Source organism: Kitasatospora azatica KCTC 9699 (assembly GCF_000744785.1).
GTDB classification, from domain to species: Bacteria; Actinomycetota; Actinomycetes; order Streptomycetales; family Streptomycetaceae; genus Kitasatospora; species Kitasatospora azatica.
Window position 1 is genome coordinate 5,432,292 of the sequence record NZ_JQMO01000003.1, and the last position, 15,085, is coordinate 5,447,376.

The following is a 15,085-nucleotide window of genomic DNA, read 5'->3' on the forward strand; positions in this document are numbered from 1 at the left end:
CAAGGTGACTACCACCGTTCCTGCTACGCGGGAGCCGACCGTGCGCCAGGCGGAGGCCCCGGCCTCGCCCTGGCGCACGGCATGGCGCCGACTGCGGCGCCGGCCGATCGCGCTGGTCGGCCTCGGCATCATCGTCTTCTTCGTCCTGGCCGCGGCGCTCGCCCCGGTGCTCACGTCGATCTCCGGCTACGGGCCGACCGACACCGACAAGCACGCCATCGACCCGTACCTGGCTGGGCTGCCGCGCGGCAGCCTCGGCGGGATCAGTGCGAAGCACTGGCTGGGCGTGGAGCCCATGCTGGGCCACGACATCTTCGCCCGACTGCTCTACGGCGCCCGGATCTCGCTGCTGGTGGCCTTCAGCGCCGCCGCGCTGATCACCCTGGTCGGCGTCGCCCTCGGCGTGCTGGCCGGCTACTTCGGCGGCCGGGTCGACGGCGTGATCAGCCGGTTCATGGACATCATGATGTCCTTCCCGAGCCTGATCTTCATGATCGCGCTGCTCTCGGTCGTCAAGGACGTCAACCGGGTGGTGCTGCTGATCATCGTGATGTCGGTCTTCACCTGGCCGTACATCGCCCGGGTGATCCGGGGTCAGACGATCTCGCTCAAGCACCGCGAGTACGTGGAGGCGGCCCGGGCCAGCGGCACCGGCAGCCTGCGGATCCTGCTCACCGAGATCCTGCCCAACCTGACCAGCACGATCATCGTCTACGTCACCCTCGCCATTCCGGGCCTGATCGGCTCCGAGGCCGGGCTGACCTACCTCGGCGTCGGGGTGCGCCCGCCGACCCCGTCCTGGGGGCAGATGATCACCGACTCCTCGCTGTACTACAAGGTCGACCCGATGTTCTTCGTGCTGCCCTGCGCCTGCCTCTTCCTGGTGGTGCTGGCCTTCACCCTGCTGGGCGACGCGCTGCGCGACGCCCTGGACCCGAAGGGCGGCAACGGATGACCGCCTTCCTCACCCGGCGGCTCCTCGGCATCGCCGTCACCCTGCTGGTGATCTGCGCGGTCACCTTCGCCATCTTCTACCTGCTGCCCAACGACCCCGCCCAGCAGTTCTGCGGCAAGGACTGCACGCCGGACCAGGTCGCGCTGGTGCGCCGGCAGATGGGCCTGGACGCGCCGCTGGCGGTGCAGTTCGGCCGCTACGTGGTGGCGATCTTCGCCGGGCGGACCATGGGCGCCGGCAACTACGCGGTGGCCTGCCACTTCCCCTGCTTCGGCTACTCCTTCCAGAGCGGGCGCCCGGTCTGGGACCTGATGATGGACCGGTTCCCGGCCAGCTTCTCGCTGGCGATCGGCTCGGCCGTACTGTGGCTGCTGCTGGGCCTGCTGGCCGGCGTCGTCTCGGCGCTGCGCAAGAACAGCTGGGTGGACCGCACGCTGATGATCGGTACCATCGGGGCGGCCGCGCTGCCGGTGTACTTCACCGCGATGATGCTGGTCTACCTCACGGTCACCGTGCTGGGCCTGATCCCGTACCCCCGGTACATCGACTTCAGTGACGATCCGGTGGCCTGGGCGCAGAACCTGCTGCTGCCCTGGATCACCCTGGCGCTGGCCACGGCCGCGCTGTACGCCCGGATGACCCGCAGTTCGGTGATCGAGACGCTCGGCGAGCCGTTCGTGCGCACCGCCCGGGCCAAGGGACTTCGCGAGCGCCGGGTGGTCGGCAAGCACGGGCTGCGCCCCGCGCTGACCGCGGTGGTCACCATGCTCGGCATGGACCTCGGCGGCCTGCTGGCCGGCGCGGTGATCACCGAGCAGCTGTTCGGCCTGCCGGGCGTCGGCAAGCTCTTCGCCGACTCGCTCAACAAGTCCGACCAGCCGGTGGTCATGGGCATCACGCTGCTGGCCTCCTTCTTCATCGTCAGCTCCAACCTGGTCGTGGACGTCCTCTACGCCTGGATCGACCCGAGGGCGAGGCTGTCGTGACCCTCCTCGAAGTCCGCGATCTCGCGGTCGAGTTCAACACCTCGGACGGGCCGGTCCAGGCCGTCAAGGGGATCGACTTCACGGTCGACCGGGGCCAGGTGCTCGGCCTGGTCGGCGAGTCGGGCTCCGGCAAGTCGGTCACCTCGATGGCCGTCATGGGCCTGCACCGGGGTGCGAAGGTCAGCGGATCGGTGAAGCTGAACGGCACCGAGCTGATCGGCGCCGACCCGGAGGCGGTGCGCAGGCTGCGCGGCCGCCGGATCGCGATGGTCTTCCAGGACGCGCTGACCGCACTGCACCCGTACTTCACCATCGGCGACCAGATCGCCGAGGCGCACCGCGAGCACTTCGGCAGCAGCCGCAAGCAGGCCCGGGCGCGCGCGGTCGAGGTGCTCGGCGAGGTCGGCATCCCCGAACCGGCCCGCCGCGCGGGGGAGTACCCGCACCAGTTCTCCGGCGGCATGCGCCAGCGCGCGATGATCGCGCTCGCGCTGTCCTGCGAACCAGAACTGGTGATCGCCGACGAGCCGACCACCGCACTCGACGTCACCGTCCAGGCGCAGGTCCTGGACCTGCTGGTGAAGCTCAAGGAGGACCGCGGGCTCGGCATCGTGCTGATCACCCACGACCTCGGCGTGATCGCCCGGGTGGCCGACCAGGTGCTGGTCATGTACGGCGGCGCGGCGGTCGAACAGAGCGGCGCGGACGAGCTGTTCGCCAGTCCACGGCACCCCTACACCCGCGGCCTGCTGGACTCGCTGCCCCGGCTGGACGCCGAGGGAGAGGCGCTGCGGGCGATCCCCGGCACCCCGCCCTCGCTGCTCTCGCCGCCGCCCGGCTGCGCCTTCCAGCCGCGCTGCGCGGCGTACGCGGCCGACCCCGAGGAGGCCTGCACGGCGGGCCGTCCCGCGCTGCGGCTGGTCACCACCGGCCACCGCAGCGCCTGCGTCAAGGAAGAGGTGACGGTGTGACGGCACCGATTCTGACCGCCCGCGACCTGGGGATGACCTTCCCCGGCCGACGGGGCGGGCTGCACCGCAGTCCCGGGGTCAAGGCCGTGGACGGGGTCAGCCTCGAGGTGCGGGCCGGGGAGACGCTCGGCCTGGTGGGCGAGTCCGGCTGCGGCAAGTCCACCACCGGGCGGATGCTGGTGCGGCTGCTCGACCCGACGGCGGGCCGGGTGGACTTCCAGGGCCAGGACATCACCCGGCTCGGACAGCGCGAACTGCGGCCGCTGCGCAGCAGGTTCCAGATCATCTTCCAGGACCCGTTCGCCTCGCTGAACCCGCGGCAGAACGTCCAGCAGATCATCGGCGCCCCGCTGCGCGCGCAGGGCGTGGGCGCCGAGCAGATCCGCCGCGAGGTGCGCGAGCTGGTCGACCTGGTCGGCCTGGCGCCCGAGCACCTGGAGCGCTATCCCCACCAGTTCTCCGGCGGCCAGGCCCAACGCATCGGCATCGCCAGGGCGTTGGCCACCCGGCCGGAGCTGGTGGTGGCCGACGAGCCGGTGTCCGCGCTGGACGTCTCGATCCAGGCGCAGATCGTCGGCCTGCTGGAGCGGCTGCAGCGCGAACTGGGCGTCGCCTACGTCTTCATCGCGCACGACCTGGCGGTGGTGAAACACATCAGCCACCGGGTCGCCGTGATGTACCTGGGCCGGATCGTCGAGATCGGCGAGAAGGCGCAGGTGTACGCCGACCCGGCGCACCCGTACACCAAGGCCCTGCTGTCCGCCGTGCCGCTGCCCGATCCGGCGGCCGAGCGGGCCAGGGAACGGATCGTGCTGCTCGGCGACCCGCCGAGCCCCGCGAACCCGCCCAGCGGATGCACCTTCCATCCCCGGTGCCCCAAGGCCCAGGCGGTCTGCCGCAGCGAGGCACCCTTGCTGCGGCTGACCGCCGGACCGGGCGAGCGGCAGGTCGCCTGCCACTTCCCGGAGAGCTGACCGCGGACCCGGCCCGCAGCGCCGCCGCGTTTGGCCCAGCAGGCCGGGTCCGTGCCGGCCGCGACGCCGGCAGCCGGTCTGACCCTGCCGGTGATCGCCGCCGCGCAGGCCGTCGCCGCCTCGACCACCTCCGCCGGCGCCGCCGCCACGGCGACCCGCACCTGTGCGGGTCCGCTGCGGCGGCAGCCACGACTCCCGGCCGGGCGCAGTGGGGAACCCTGCGAGGACTGCGCCCGGCCGGGTTCCACCCAGACGAAAGGCAGAACCCCGTGCCACCGCTGAGCTGGGACGGCAGCGCGCCGCCCTCCGCCCGCACCGAGACCACCCGTGAACTCGCCACCTCCGTCCCCGGCCTGCGGCTGCGGGTCACCGCGATCGGCGCGGCGGAGGTGGCGGTTCGCGTCACCGGCACCGGCCGACTGCTGCTGATCGAGGCCGCGCCGGCCCAACCGGTGGACGAACTCCCCGCTCGGGTACGGGTGGAGTGGCGGTTGCCGTGCGCGGGAGCCACCGCGCTGTGGCGCCCGAACACCGACACCCGCTGGCTGCCGCCCTCCTGGAGCACGCCGCGCACCGCCTCGCTGGCCTCGGGCGCGGCGATCGGCAGCCTGGTCGGCGCGGGCGACGCCGCGCTGTGCAGCTACGCCGTGGCGGAACGGGTGCTGCCGGTGACCATCGGCGAGGGCGCGGTGGAGGAGACGGGGGAGTTCACCAGCTGGGTCGAGCAGCAGGGCGCGCTGGCCCTGCGCCTCGATCTGACAGGACGTCAGTTCAGCCTGACGCTGAGCGAGATGGCCCAGTGGTGGGACGACGGATCGGTCCGGGTCCCGGAGGCCGCCTTCGAGCCGGTCTTCTGCACCTGGTACGCCCGGCACCTGGAGATCACCGCCCCCGAGGTCGAGCGGCTGGCCGAGCTGGCCGCGCCGCTCGGCTTCGGCGCGCTGATCGTGGACGACGGCTGGCAGACCGCCGAGACCGGGCGCTCCTACGCCACCACCGGTGACTGGGAGCCCGCCTTCCCCGACTTCGCCGGCCATGTGCGGCGGGTCAAGGAGCTCGGGCTCGGCTACCTGCTCTGGTGCGCGCCGCCGTTCGCCGGTGACCGGAGCGCGGCCGGGCAGCGGTTCGCCGGGCAACGGCTCAGCCACCTCGATGAGTTGGAGACCTCGGTCGTGGACCCCGGCGCGCCCGAGGTGCGGGCCCATCTGGTGGCCCGGCTGACCGAACTGGTGGAGAAGTACGAACTGGACGGCCTCAAGGTCGACTTCATCGACACCTTCGCCCGGCACGGCGGCGACCCCGAGGGCGTGCACCAGCTGCTCGCCCGACTGCGCGCCGAACTCCCACCGGTGCTGGTCGAGCACCGGCAGCCGTACGTCGGCCCCGGGCTCTGGCCGTACGCCACGATGGTGCGGGCCACCGACTGCCCGCACAACGCGGCCGAGAACCGGCAGCGCACCGCCGACCTGCGCCTGACCGCCGGGCCGCTGGCCGTGCACGCCGACCCGCTGACCTGGCACCCGGACGAGACCCCGGCCGAGATCGCGGTGCTGCTGCAGAACGTCCTCTTCGCCACCCCGCAGGTCTCGGTGGACCTCGCGGTGCAGAGCGCCGAGCAGCTGGCGGCCCTGCGGTTCTGGCTCTCGGTCAGCCGCGAGCACGTGGACCTGCTGCAACGCGGCGAGTTCCGCGCACACCGGCCCGAGTTGGGCTATCCGCTGCTGGCCGCCGCCAGCGGGGACGGCCGCGCCTTCGGCCGCTACGCCCCGGTGCCGATCCACCCGGACGCCGACTGGTCGCTGCTCCTGGTGGCCAACGCCGACCCGGACCCCGAGGTCCGGCTGAGCTTCCCGCAGCCGCTCGGCCCGATCGGCGTCCTGGTCCAGGACCCGGCCGGCGCCACCCTCGCCCGCACCACCGCCGAGGGCGCCGAGCTGACCGTCCGGGTGCCGCGCGGCGGGCTGCTGACCCTGCGGCGGTAGCGGCTGGATGCGGCTGAGGGGGAGTCCGGGATCCCGGACTCCCCCTCAGCCGTTCCTCAGGACGCGGCGCTCACCTTGACGGTGGTGAGGCGGCCGTCCCTGGCCTCGCGGACGATCTGGATCTTCGTGTTGGTGTCCGGCACGGCCACCGTCAGCTGCGGGGTGGCCGGATCGCCGTACACACCGCTGTGGTCGTTGAAGACCGGGACGGCGGGCTCGGCGGGCACCGTAACAGCCACCCCGGCCTTGTGCAGTACGAAGGAGGTGGTGGGCTTCAGCGAGAACACCGCGTCGAAGGTCTGCGCCCGGGCGTTGACCGGGCTGCCGTCGGCGAACCTGATCGGCGTGGGGTGCGCGTCGATCGGCAGCAGCAGGCCGCCGCCCGGGTGGTCCTTGACGTTGTTGTCGGTGTAGTCGTTGTCCCAGAGCCAGATCAGCACGCCCTGCTGGTAGGGGTAGAAGTCGACCACGTTGGCCTTGCCGGTCACCCCGGTGTACCCGAAGTTGTACGGCCCGGTCTTCAGGAAGGCGCCGAAGCCGGTGTAGCGGCGGTTCTCCACCAGGTAGGCGCGCGGGTGCTGCTGCACGGCGGTGCGCCCCTGCACGATCGAGAATCCGGTCGAGGTCCAGCCCTGGACGCCCTGCTCGGCGCCGTCGTCCAGCAGCACGGTGGTGCCGGCGGTGAGCCGGACCGCGTCCAGGGTGACGCCCTTGCCGTGCGTGTTGCCGTCCGAGGTGACGTGGAAGCGGAGCTGGAACTTCTGGCCCGCATAGCCGTCCAGCGGGATGTGCAGCTGCGCCCAGGAGCCCGAGGTGCCGGTGAGGGCCGGCGTGTTGGCGCTCGACAGGCCGATCGGTTGCCCGTTGACCGTACCGCCGAGCGGCTGCCAGCTCTTGCCGCTGTCGGTGGAGGCCTCGACCGAGAAGAAGTCGTAGCCCTGCTCCACGTCGTACCAGGCCGCCGAGTCCAGCGCGGCCGGGCCGGTGGTCCCGGTCAGGTCCACCGTGCGGCTGAGCGAGTTGTCCAGGTTGTCACCCGTGTTGCTCCACCACTGCGCCGCGCCCTGGTAGGGGTCGGTGAGGTCGGTCCTGGTCTGGCCCGGTGGCAGGTGGACCAGCACGGCCTGGGCCTCGTCCGTGTTGTAACTGCTCACGCCCAGCGCGTGGGTGGAGGTGGTGGCGGCCTGCGCCTCGTCGTAGTTGAGCCAGCCGAGCTGCAGCTTGCTCCAGGCGTCCAGGTCGCCCGGGTACTCGCCGGTGCTGTTCCGCCCCTTGCCCAGGTAGGAGGCCGAGGACATCAGCGACCAGAAGTTGACGCTGTTGTCGCCGCCGGTGAGCGGGTAGAGGTCGGGCAGGCCCAGGTTGTGGCCGTACTCGTGGGCGAACAGACCGGTGCCGCTGTTCTCGCCGGCCTGCACGTAGTCGTAGACGTAGTAGCCGGAGTCGCCGACCGGTGCGCCGCCGATCTTGTCGCCGGCCGGGCCGACCTGTCCGGTCGGGTCCGGGAAGTCCCAACTGCGGTGCGCCCACAGGGCGTCCGAGCCCTGCGCGCCGCCGCCCCAGGTCTCGTCCACGCCGGCGTGCACCACGATGACGTTGTCCAGGTAGCCGTCCGGCTGGTTGAAGTCGCCGTCCTTGTTGTGGTCGTAGCGGTCGTAGACGTCGTACTGGGCGAGCTGCGCCTTGACGTCGGCCGCCGAGCGGCCCTTGGCGATCTCGCCGTCGTACCAGGCCTTCACCGCGTCCCGGATGAACTCCTGGGCCTGGGTCCAGGCGCCCGAGCCCTCGGGGCCCTTGTTGCTGCCGTACCTGGCCTCGTTGTACGGCACGGTGACCCAGTCGCTGACCGTGCCGTCGATGTCGTAGCGGCCGGAGGACTGGGTGCGGTAGTAGTTGCGCAGCGAGACCGTGCCGGGGGAGGAGTCGAAGAACATCTTCTGGTAGTAGTCGCGACTGAAGTCGGTGTTCCAGTAGGTGTGCGTGTCGTCCGAGCCGGGCTTGGGGATCTGGTTGTGCTGCGGGCCGGGCGTGCCGCCGTAGCGGACCTGCCCGTTGTAGAGGGTGGAGTTGTCCACCTCGTTGCCGAACTGGGCCAGGATCACGAAGACCTTGTCCGTGCGCTGCTGGGCCAGTTGGACGTAGTCGTCGCCGACCTTGACCTTGGCCGGCGGACGGCCGTCCGAAGTCCGGGCGATCGCGCCCTGGTTGACCTGCTCCATGGCCTTGGCGCGCAGCGACTGGCGCTCGCGCTCCTGCGGGGCGAGCGGCTGGCTGGGGCCCTCGGTGCCTTCGGTGGCGCCGGTGGCGCTGACCGCGAGCGGGAGCGGTGCGGCGGCCTGCGCGGCGGGCCCGCCGAGCAGGGTGGCGGCTATCGCCGTGGTGGTGAGGGCGGCCGCGAGGGCCGCGCGTAGTCCGCGCAACTGACCGGTCCTTTCGGGGTGGTGACGGATCGTGGGCCGTAATATTTCACATGTCACGGGTTGCATGAAAGGGTTCTGCTCAGCCCAGCGCACCGCGCAGGAAGGCGAGTTCGGCGGTCACGATCCGCTCGTTCGCGCCGTCCGGGGTCAGATGGGTCAGGCCCGGAATCGGCAGGACCGTGTGCGGGCGGCCGGCCCGGTGCAGCGCCTCGGACAGCCGCAGGCTGTGCGAGGGGTGCACGTTGTCGTCCGCCAGGCCGTGGATGATCAGCAGCGGCCGGGTGAGTGACGGGGCGTCAGGCAGCAGGCAGTCGGCCTGGTAGCCCTGCGGGTTCTCCTCCGGCAGCCCCAAGTACCGTTCGGTGTAGGCGGTGTCGTAGGTCCGGAAGTCGGTGGGGGCGGCACCGGCCGAGGCGGCATGGAAGACATCGGGCCGACGGAGCACCGCCATCGCGGCGAAGTACCCGCCGTAGGACCAGCCGCGCACCGCCACCTGCCCGAGGTCCAGGTCCGGCTCGCGCTCGGCCAGCGCGTGCAGCGCGGCCACCTGGTCGTCCAGCGCCACCTGGGAGAAGCGGCGGAAGATCGCCCGGGTGAAGGCGGGGGAGACGAACGGGGTGCCCCGGTTGTCGGTGGTCACCACCGCGAAGCCCTGGTCGGCCCACCACTGGCGCAACTGCCAGCGGCGCGGCTCGTTGGCGACGGCCTGCGCGCCCGGCCCGCCGTAGACGTCCAGCAGCACCGGCAGCCGCTGCCCGGCCAGATGCCCGCGCGGGTACACCACGGCGGTGGGCAGACCGAGTTCGGTCACCCGGGCGAGGCGCGGGCGGACCAGGTACGGCAGTTGCGCGGCCAGGTCGGGCAGCACCGTCTCGCGGCCGCCGCGCAGCACCCGCCGCCGTACCCCCTCCGGTGTGGCCGAGATCAGCAGCAGGCTGTCGGCGGCGGCCAGCGCGGAGTGCACGCCGGGCCCCTCGGTGAGCCGCTCGAGCGTCCCGTCGGCCGGGTCCAGGGTGAAGACCTGCTGGTCGGCCGGGTCGCCGTGGCTCGCCTCGATCAGCAGCCGGTCGCCGATCCGCCCCACCACCCGGCGCACCTGGATCCGCTCGGAGCTGAGGATCCGCCCGTCCAGCACGAGGCCGCGGGCCGTCCCGTCGGGCGTGTCGGCGGCGGTCAGCAGTCGGCCGTCCGGCAGCCGGGCCGGGGTGCCGGGCAGCTCGTCCACCCAGTGCTCGTCCACCGTGCGGGAGAGCTCGACGGTCTTGCCGGTGGTCGGATCGGCGGTCAGCAGCAGGACGTTCTGCTGCAGCCGGTCGGCCACGGTGAGCAGGATCTCGCCGTCGCCCTCCCAGCCGGCGGCGCAGAGGTAGGGGTAGCGCTCGGTGTCCCAGTCCAGCCGGACCCGGCCGCCGGTCAGCGCCAGCACCCAGAGCTGGACCTGCGCGTTGGGTCCGCCGGCCTGCGGATAGGCGAAGGACTCGGCGGGGCGCTCGGGGTGTGCGGGGTCGGCGAAGTAGCGGCGGGGGAGGGCGGATTCGTCGACCCGGGCGGCCAGCAGCGCGCTGCCGTCGGGCGACCACCAGTGGCCGCGGTGGCGGCCGAGCTCCTCGGCGGCGGCGAACTCGGCCACGCCCCAGCGGGCGCCGTGGGCCGGGCTGAGCGGCTCGGTGCGGTCGGTGAGGTACAGCGCGTCCTCGGCCACGTAGGCGACGCGGCTGCCGTCGGCGTTCGGGCGGGGGTCGAACGCCGGCCCGGCGACCGGGAGTTCGGCGGTCCCGGCGGTGGTGGTCCGGAACAGTCGGCCGTCCAGGGCGAAGACCGCGACGGTGGCGTCCGGGGTGGCGGCGAAGCTGCCGATCCCGCGCGCGAACAGGCGGCTGCGTTCGCGCAGCCGCCGTTCCAGTACCGGCAGTTCGTCGCGGTCCCCGGTGCGGCCGGGGACCAGGGTGCGGGGGTCGGCGAGCAGCAGCTCCTGACCGGTCGTCAGGTCCAGTTGCCAGAGCCGGTCGAAGGGATCGCGCGCGCCCGTGGACCGCAGGAAGAGCAGCCGGGTACCGTCGTCGGAGAAGGTGAAGGCGCGCGGTGCGCCGTAGCTGAAGCGGCCGGTGGCGGCGCTGAGTGCAAGGAAGTGGTCGTCGAGTTCGGTCACCGGTAGAGTATGCAGTGTGAAATGTCACACATCAATGGATGAGCCCGATCCGATCCCGGGCGCCGCCGAACTCTTCGCCCTCGACCCGGCTGTCGCCCACCTCAACCACGGCTCCTTCGGAGCCGTACCCAACGAGGTCCGCCGCGCCCAGGCCGACTACCGCGCCGAGCAGGAGGCCGACCCGGACGGCTTCTTCCTCGCCCTGCCCGAGCGGGTGGCCCGGGCCCGCATGGCCGTCGCCGGGCTGCTGGGCGCCGATCCGCAGGGCCTCGCGCTGCTCAGCAACGTCACCGAGGCGGTCGCGGTGGTGCTGGACAGCATCCCGTTCGGCCCCGGCGACGAGATCCTGGTGACCGACCACGGCTACGGCGTCGTCAACCGGGCCGCCGAGCGCCGGGTGGCCGAGTGCGGGGCCGCCGTGCGGACCGTCACGGTCCCGCTGGAGGCCGCCGACCCCGCCGAGGTGGTGCTGGCCGCCGTCGGTCCGCGCACCAAGGTGGCGATCCTGGACCGGGTCACCTCGCCCACCGCCCGCGAGTTCGCCACCGCCCCGCTGCTGCGGGCGCTGGCCGCGCGCGGCGTGATCACGGTGGTGGACGCCGCGCATGCGCCCGGCATGCTGGACCCGGAACTGGAGGTCGGCCGGCCCGACTTCTGGTTCGGCAACCTGCACAAGTGGGCCTTCGCGCCGCGCCCCACGGCGGTACTCGCCGTCGCCCCGCAGTGGCGCCCGCGGATCCGGCCGCTCACCTACTCCTGGGAGCACGAGGGCGGCTTCCCCGGGAACGTCGAGTGGCGCGGGACGGCCGACTACACCGGCTGGCTGGCGGCGCCCACCGGCCTGGAACTGCTGCGGCGCCTGGGCCCGGAGCGGGTGCGCGAGCACAACGAACGGCTCGCCGCCCACGGTCAGCGGCTGCTGGTGGAGCGGACCGGGCTGGCGGCGCTGCCCGCCTCGCCGGGACTGGCGATGCGCGCCGTGCGGCTGCCGGCCGGAGTGGCGGAACTCGAGGAGCAGGTGCAGCCGCTGATGCGGGCGGTACGGGACCGGCTCGGCACCCGGGTGGCGGTGCGGCCCTGGGCGGGCGGCGGGGTGCTGCGGATCAGCGCGCAGATCTACAACCGGCCGGTGGAGTACCAGCGGCTCGCGGACGGCCTGGGGGAGTTGCTCAGGTCCTGGACATCCAGCACTGTCTAGATCTCCAGCACCGCCTCGATGGTCCGCAGCTGGTGGCGGGCCATCGCCAGGTTGGAACGGGTGCGGTTCAGCGCCAGGTAGAGGAAGAGACCGCGGCCGTTCTGCCTGGTCAGCGGCCGGATCAGGTGGTACTGCGCGGTCAGCGTGATCAGGATGTCCTCGATCTCGTTGTCGTGCAGGTTGAGCAGTTCCATGGTGCGCATCTTGGCCCGCACCACGTCGGTGTTCCCGGCCGCCGCCACGTTCAGGTCCAGTTCGGAACCGTCGCCGAGCGAGCCGAGCGCCATCCCGCTGCCGTAGTCGACCAGCGCGACACCGATCGCGCCCTCGATCGCCATCGCTTCCTTGAGCGAGGTCTCCACATTCGCCATCGCTGCTGCTCCTCTGTCTCGGTCCGGTTGCTCCGACTGTAGGCACCGCAGTCACGGTGGGTTGACGAATGATCACAGCTGAGCGAAGTCGACTGATCGGGATCGATAGTGACTGTTCGTGACGGGCAAAACGGTGCGATCAATGTCAGTGCTGCCGGGTAACCTCAGGCTGAGATGACCGAACAGCACACCCCCCAACCCAGGAGCAGCGCCCTGTCCGAGGACGAGATGAGCCCCGCCGAGGCGTACGCTGCCTCGCGCCGCCGAGCCCAGGAGCAGGCCACTGCCCTGTACGGCTTCCAGGAGCTCTACGACTTCCCGCTCGACCCCTTCCAGTTGGAGGCCTGTGCGGCACTGGAGGCGGGCGAGGGCGTGCTGGTCGCCGCGCCCACCGGCTCCGGCAAGACCATCGTCGGCGAGTTCGCCGTCCACCTGGCGCTGGCCGCCGGGCGCAAGTGCTTCTACACCACGCCGATCAAGGCGCTCTCCAACCAGAAGTACGCCGACCTGGTCAAGCGCTACGGCGCCGCCAAGGTCGGCCTGCTCACCGGGGACAACACGGTCAACGGCGACGCGCCCGTGGTGGTGATGACCACCGAGGTGCTGCGCAACATGCTCTACGCGGGTTCGCACACCCTGGCCGGCCTCGGCTACGTGGTGATGGACGAGGTGCACTACCTCGCCGACCGGTTCCGCGGCGCCGTCTGGGAAGAGGTGATCATCCACCTGCCCGACTCGGTCACCCTGGTCTCGCTCTCCGCCACGGTCTCCAACGCCGAGGAGTTCGGCGACTGGCTGGACACCGTCCGCGGCGGCACCAAGGTGATCGTCGCCGAGCACCGCCCGGTCCCGCTCTGGCAGCACGTGATGGCCGGCAACCGGATGTACGACCTCTTCTCCAACCCCGATGTGGACGGCCGTCCCAAGGGCAGCCAGAAGAACCCGGCCAAGGCGGTCAACCCCGAGCTGGTCCGGCTGGCCCGCGCCGAGGCCGACCGCAACCCGCGGTTCGCCGGCCGTGGCCGCGGCCGTTCGATGCCCGCCGGCCGCCCCAGCCGGGTCTGGACCCCGGGCCGGGCCGATGTGATCGACCGGCTGGACGCCGAGGGCCTGCTGCCCGCGATCACCTTCATCTTCAGCCGGGCCGGCTGCGAGGCCGCCGTGCAGCAGGTGCTCCACTCCGGCCTGCGGCTCAACAGCGAGAGCGAGCGCCTGCAGGTGCGCACCATCGTGGAGGACCGCTGCGCCGCGATCCCCGACGAGGACCTGCACGTGCTCGGCTACTACGAGTGGCTGGACGCGCTGGAGCGCGGGGTCGCCGCCCACCACGCCGGAATGCTGCCCCGGTTCAAGGAGGTGGTCGAGGAGCTCTTCCTGAAGGGGCTGGTCAAGGCCGTCTTCGCGACCGAGACGCTGGCGCTGGGCATCAACATGCCGGCCCGCTCGGTGGTGTTGGAGAAGCTGGTCAAGTGGAACGGCGAGACCCACGCCGACATCACCCCCGGCGAGTACACCCAGCTCACCGGCCGCGCCGGGCGCCGCGGCATCGACGTCGAGGGCCACGCCGTGGTGCTCTGGCAGCGCGGTCTGGACCCGGAGGCACTGGCCGGCCTGGCCGGCACCCGCACCTACCCGCTGCGCTCCTCCTTCAAGCCGTCCTACAACATGGCGGTCAACCTGGTCGCCCAGTTCGGCCGGCACCGCTCGCGCGAACTCCTGGAGACCTCCTTCGCGCAGTTCCAGGCGGACCGCTCGGTGGTCGGCATCTCCCGCCAGGTGCAGAAGAACGAGGAGGGCCTGGACGGCTACCGCGAGGCGATGACCTGTCACCTCGGCGACTTCACCGAGTACATGAACCTGCGTCGGCAGCTGAAGGAGCGGGAGAACGACCTGGCCCGCGAGGGCAGCAGCCAGCGCCGGGCGGCCGCGGTCGAGGCGATCGAGGCGCTCAAGCCGGGCGACGTGATCCACGTGCCGACCGGCAAGTTCGCCGGCCTCGCCCTGGTGCTCGACCCGGGCCTGCCGCCGGTGTCGCGCGGCGGCCGGACCGCCCGGCACCCGGACTACCAGGACGGCCCGCGCCCGGTGGTGCTCACCGCCGAGCGGCAGGTCAAGCGGCTCGCGATGATCGACTTCCCGTACCCGGTGGTCGCCATGGACCGGCTGCGGATCCCCAAGTCCTTCAACCCGCGCAGCCCGCAGTCCCGCCGCGACCTGGCCTCCGCACTGCGCACCAAGGCCGGCCACCTGGAGCCGGAGCGCTTCCGCAAGGGCCGGGCGGCCGCCGCCGACGACCCCGAGATCGCCCGGCTGCGCACCGAGCTGCGCGCGCACCCCTGCCACGGCTGCGACGAGCGCGAGGACCACGCCCGCTGGGCCGAGCGCTACCAGCGGCTGCACCGCGACACCGAGGTGCTGGAGCGCAGGATGCGCTCGCGCACCCACACCATCGCCCGCACCTTCGACCGGGTCTGCGCGCTGCTCACCGACCTCGGCTACCTGGTCGGCGACCAGGTCACCGACGACGGCAAGCGGCTCGGCCGGCTCTACGGCGAACTCGACCTGCTCGCCTCCGAGTGCATCCGCGAAGGGGTCTGGCAGGACCTCGCCGCCGCCGAACTGGCCGCCTGCGCCTCGGCGCTGGTCTACGAGGCCCGGCAGGCGGACGATGCGGCCGCGCCCCGGCTGCCGGAGGGCAAGGCCAAGGACGCGCTCGGCCGGATGATCCGGATCTGGGGCCACCTGGACGCGCTGGAGGAGCAGCACCGGATCAACACCGCCGAGGGCGTCGGCCAGCGCGAGCCCGACCTGGGCTTCGCCTGGGCCGCCTACCGCTGGGCGCTGGGCCACAGCCTGGACCAGGTGCTGCGCGACGCCGACATGCCGGCCGGTGACTTCGTGCGCTGGACCAAGCAGCTGATCGACGTGCTCGGTCAGATCCAGGACGCCGCGGGCGGGGACGCCCAACTGCGCAGCACCGCGCGCAAGGCGGTGGACGGGCTGCGGCGCGGGATCATCGCGTACTCGTCGGTGGGCTGACGACGCGTCGAAGGGGGGCGCCGACCACCGGTCGGCGCCC

Annotated in this window: 10 protein-coding genes; 7 read left to right on the forward strand and 3 right to left on the reverse strand. The window is 72.3% G+C overall.

What is annotated here, in order from left to right; all coding sequences use genetic code 11:
- Nucleotides 1–4: 4 nt before the first annotated feature.
- From BR98_RS34675 to BR98_RS34700, 5 genes are all read left to right on the forward strand, one after another.
- A complete protein-coding gene (locus tag BR98_RS34675) occupies nt 5–955 on the forward strand; it encodes an ABC transporter permease (protein ID WP_083977361.1) in 951 nt (316 codons plus the stop codon).
- Nucleotides 952–1,941 (forward strand): ABC transporter permease, encoded by a 990-nt coding sequence (locus tag BR98_RS34680; RefSeq protein WP_035851334.1) that lies wholly within the window; start codon nt 952–954, stop codon nt 1,939–1,941. The genes BR98_RS34675 and BR98_RS34680 overlap by 4 nt, the downstream gene beginning before the upstream one ends.
- A complete protein-coding gene (locus BR98_RS34685; RefSeq protein ID WP_035851336.1) occupies nt 1,938–2,912 on the forward strand; it encodes an ABC transporter ATP-binding protein in 975 nt (324 codons plus the stop codon). Before BR98_RS34680 ends, BR98_RS34685 begins: the two co-directional genes overlap by 4 nt.
- Before the next feature lie 32 nt (nt 2,913–2,944).
- Nucleotides 2,945–3,886: an ABC transporter ATP-binding protein gene (locus tag BR98_RS34690; protein WP_083977755.1), complete on the forward strand. Its 942-nt coding sequence runs from the start codon at nt 2,945–2,947 to the stop codon at nt 3,884–3,886.
- A 269-nt stretch (nt 3,887–4,155) separates the two neighbouring features.
- Entirely contained in the window at nt 4,156–5,868 is a 1,713-nt protein-coding gene (locus BR98_RS34700; protein ID WP_051970873.1) for a glycoside hydrolase family 36 protein, read from the forward strand.
- Nucleotides 5,869–5,924: 56 nt separating this feature from the next.
- On the opposite strand, the gene BR98_RS34705 is transcribed toward BR98_RS34700, so the two are convergent.
- On the reverse strand, nt 5,925–8,288 hold the full coding sequence (locus BR98_RS34705; RefSeq protein WP_035851342.1) for an immune inhibitor A domain-containing protein: 2,364 nt from the start codon (nt 8,286–8,288) through the stop codon (nt 5,925–5,927).
- Nucleotides 8,289–8,367: 79 nt separating this feature from the next.
- Nucleotides 8,368–10,437, reverse strand: a complete 2,070-nt coding sequence (locus tag BR98_RS34710) for a S9 family peptidase (RefSeq protein ID WP_035851344.1) — start codon at nt 10,435–10,437, stop codon at nt 8,368–8,370.
- Between the two features lie 34 nt (nt 10,438–10,471).
- On the opposite strand from BR98_RS34710, the gene BR98_RS34715 reads away from it, so the two are divergent.
- The gene (locus tag BR98_RS34715) at nt 10,472–11,635 is read left to right on the forward strand and encodes an aminotransferase class V-fold PLP-dependent enzyme (protein WP_035851346.1); all 1,164 of its coding nucleotides are present in this window, start codon (nt 10,472–10,474) and stop codon (nt 11,633–11,635) included.
- Here the strand turns inward: BR98_RS34715 and BR98_RS34720 are convergent.
- Nucleotides 11,632–12,006 (reverse strand): hypothetical protein, encoded by a 375-nt coding sequence (locus BR98_RS34720; RefSeq protein WP_035851356.1) that lies wholly within the window; start codon nt 12,004–12,006, stop codon nt 11,632–11,634. The genes BR98_RS34715 and BR98_RS34720 overlap by 4 nt on opposite strands.
- Before the next feature lie 174 nt (nt 12,007–12,180).
- Between BR98_RS34720 and BR98_RS34725 the strand changes: the two genes are divergently transcribed.
- Nucleotides 12,181–15,045 (forward strand): DEAD/DEAH box helicase, encoded by a 2,865-nt coding sequence (locus BR98_RS34725; RefSeq protein ID WP_035851358.1) that lies wholly within the window; start codon nt 12,181–12,183, stop codon nt 15,043–15,045.
- Nucleotides 15,046–15,085 lie beyond the last annotated feature (40 nt).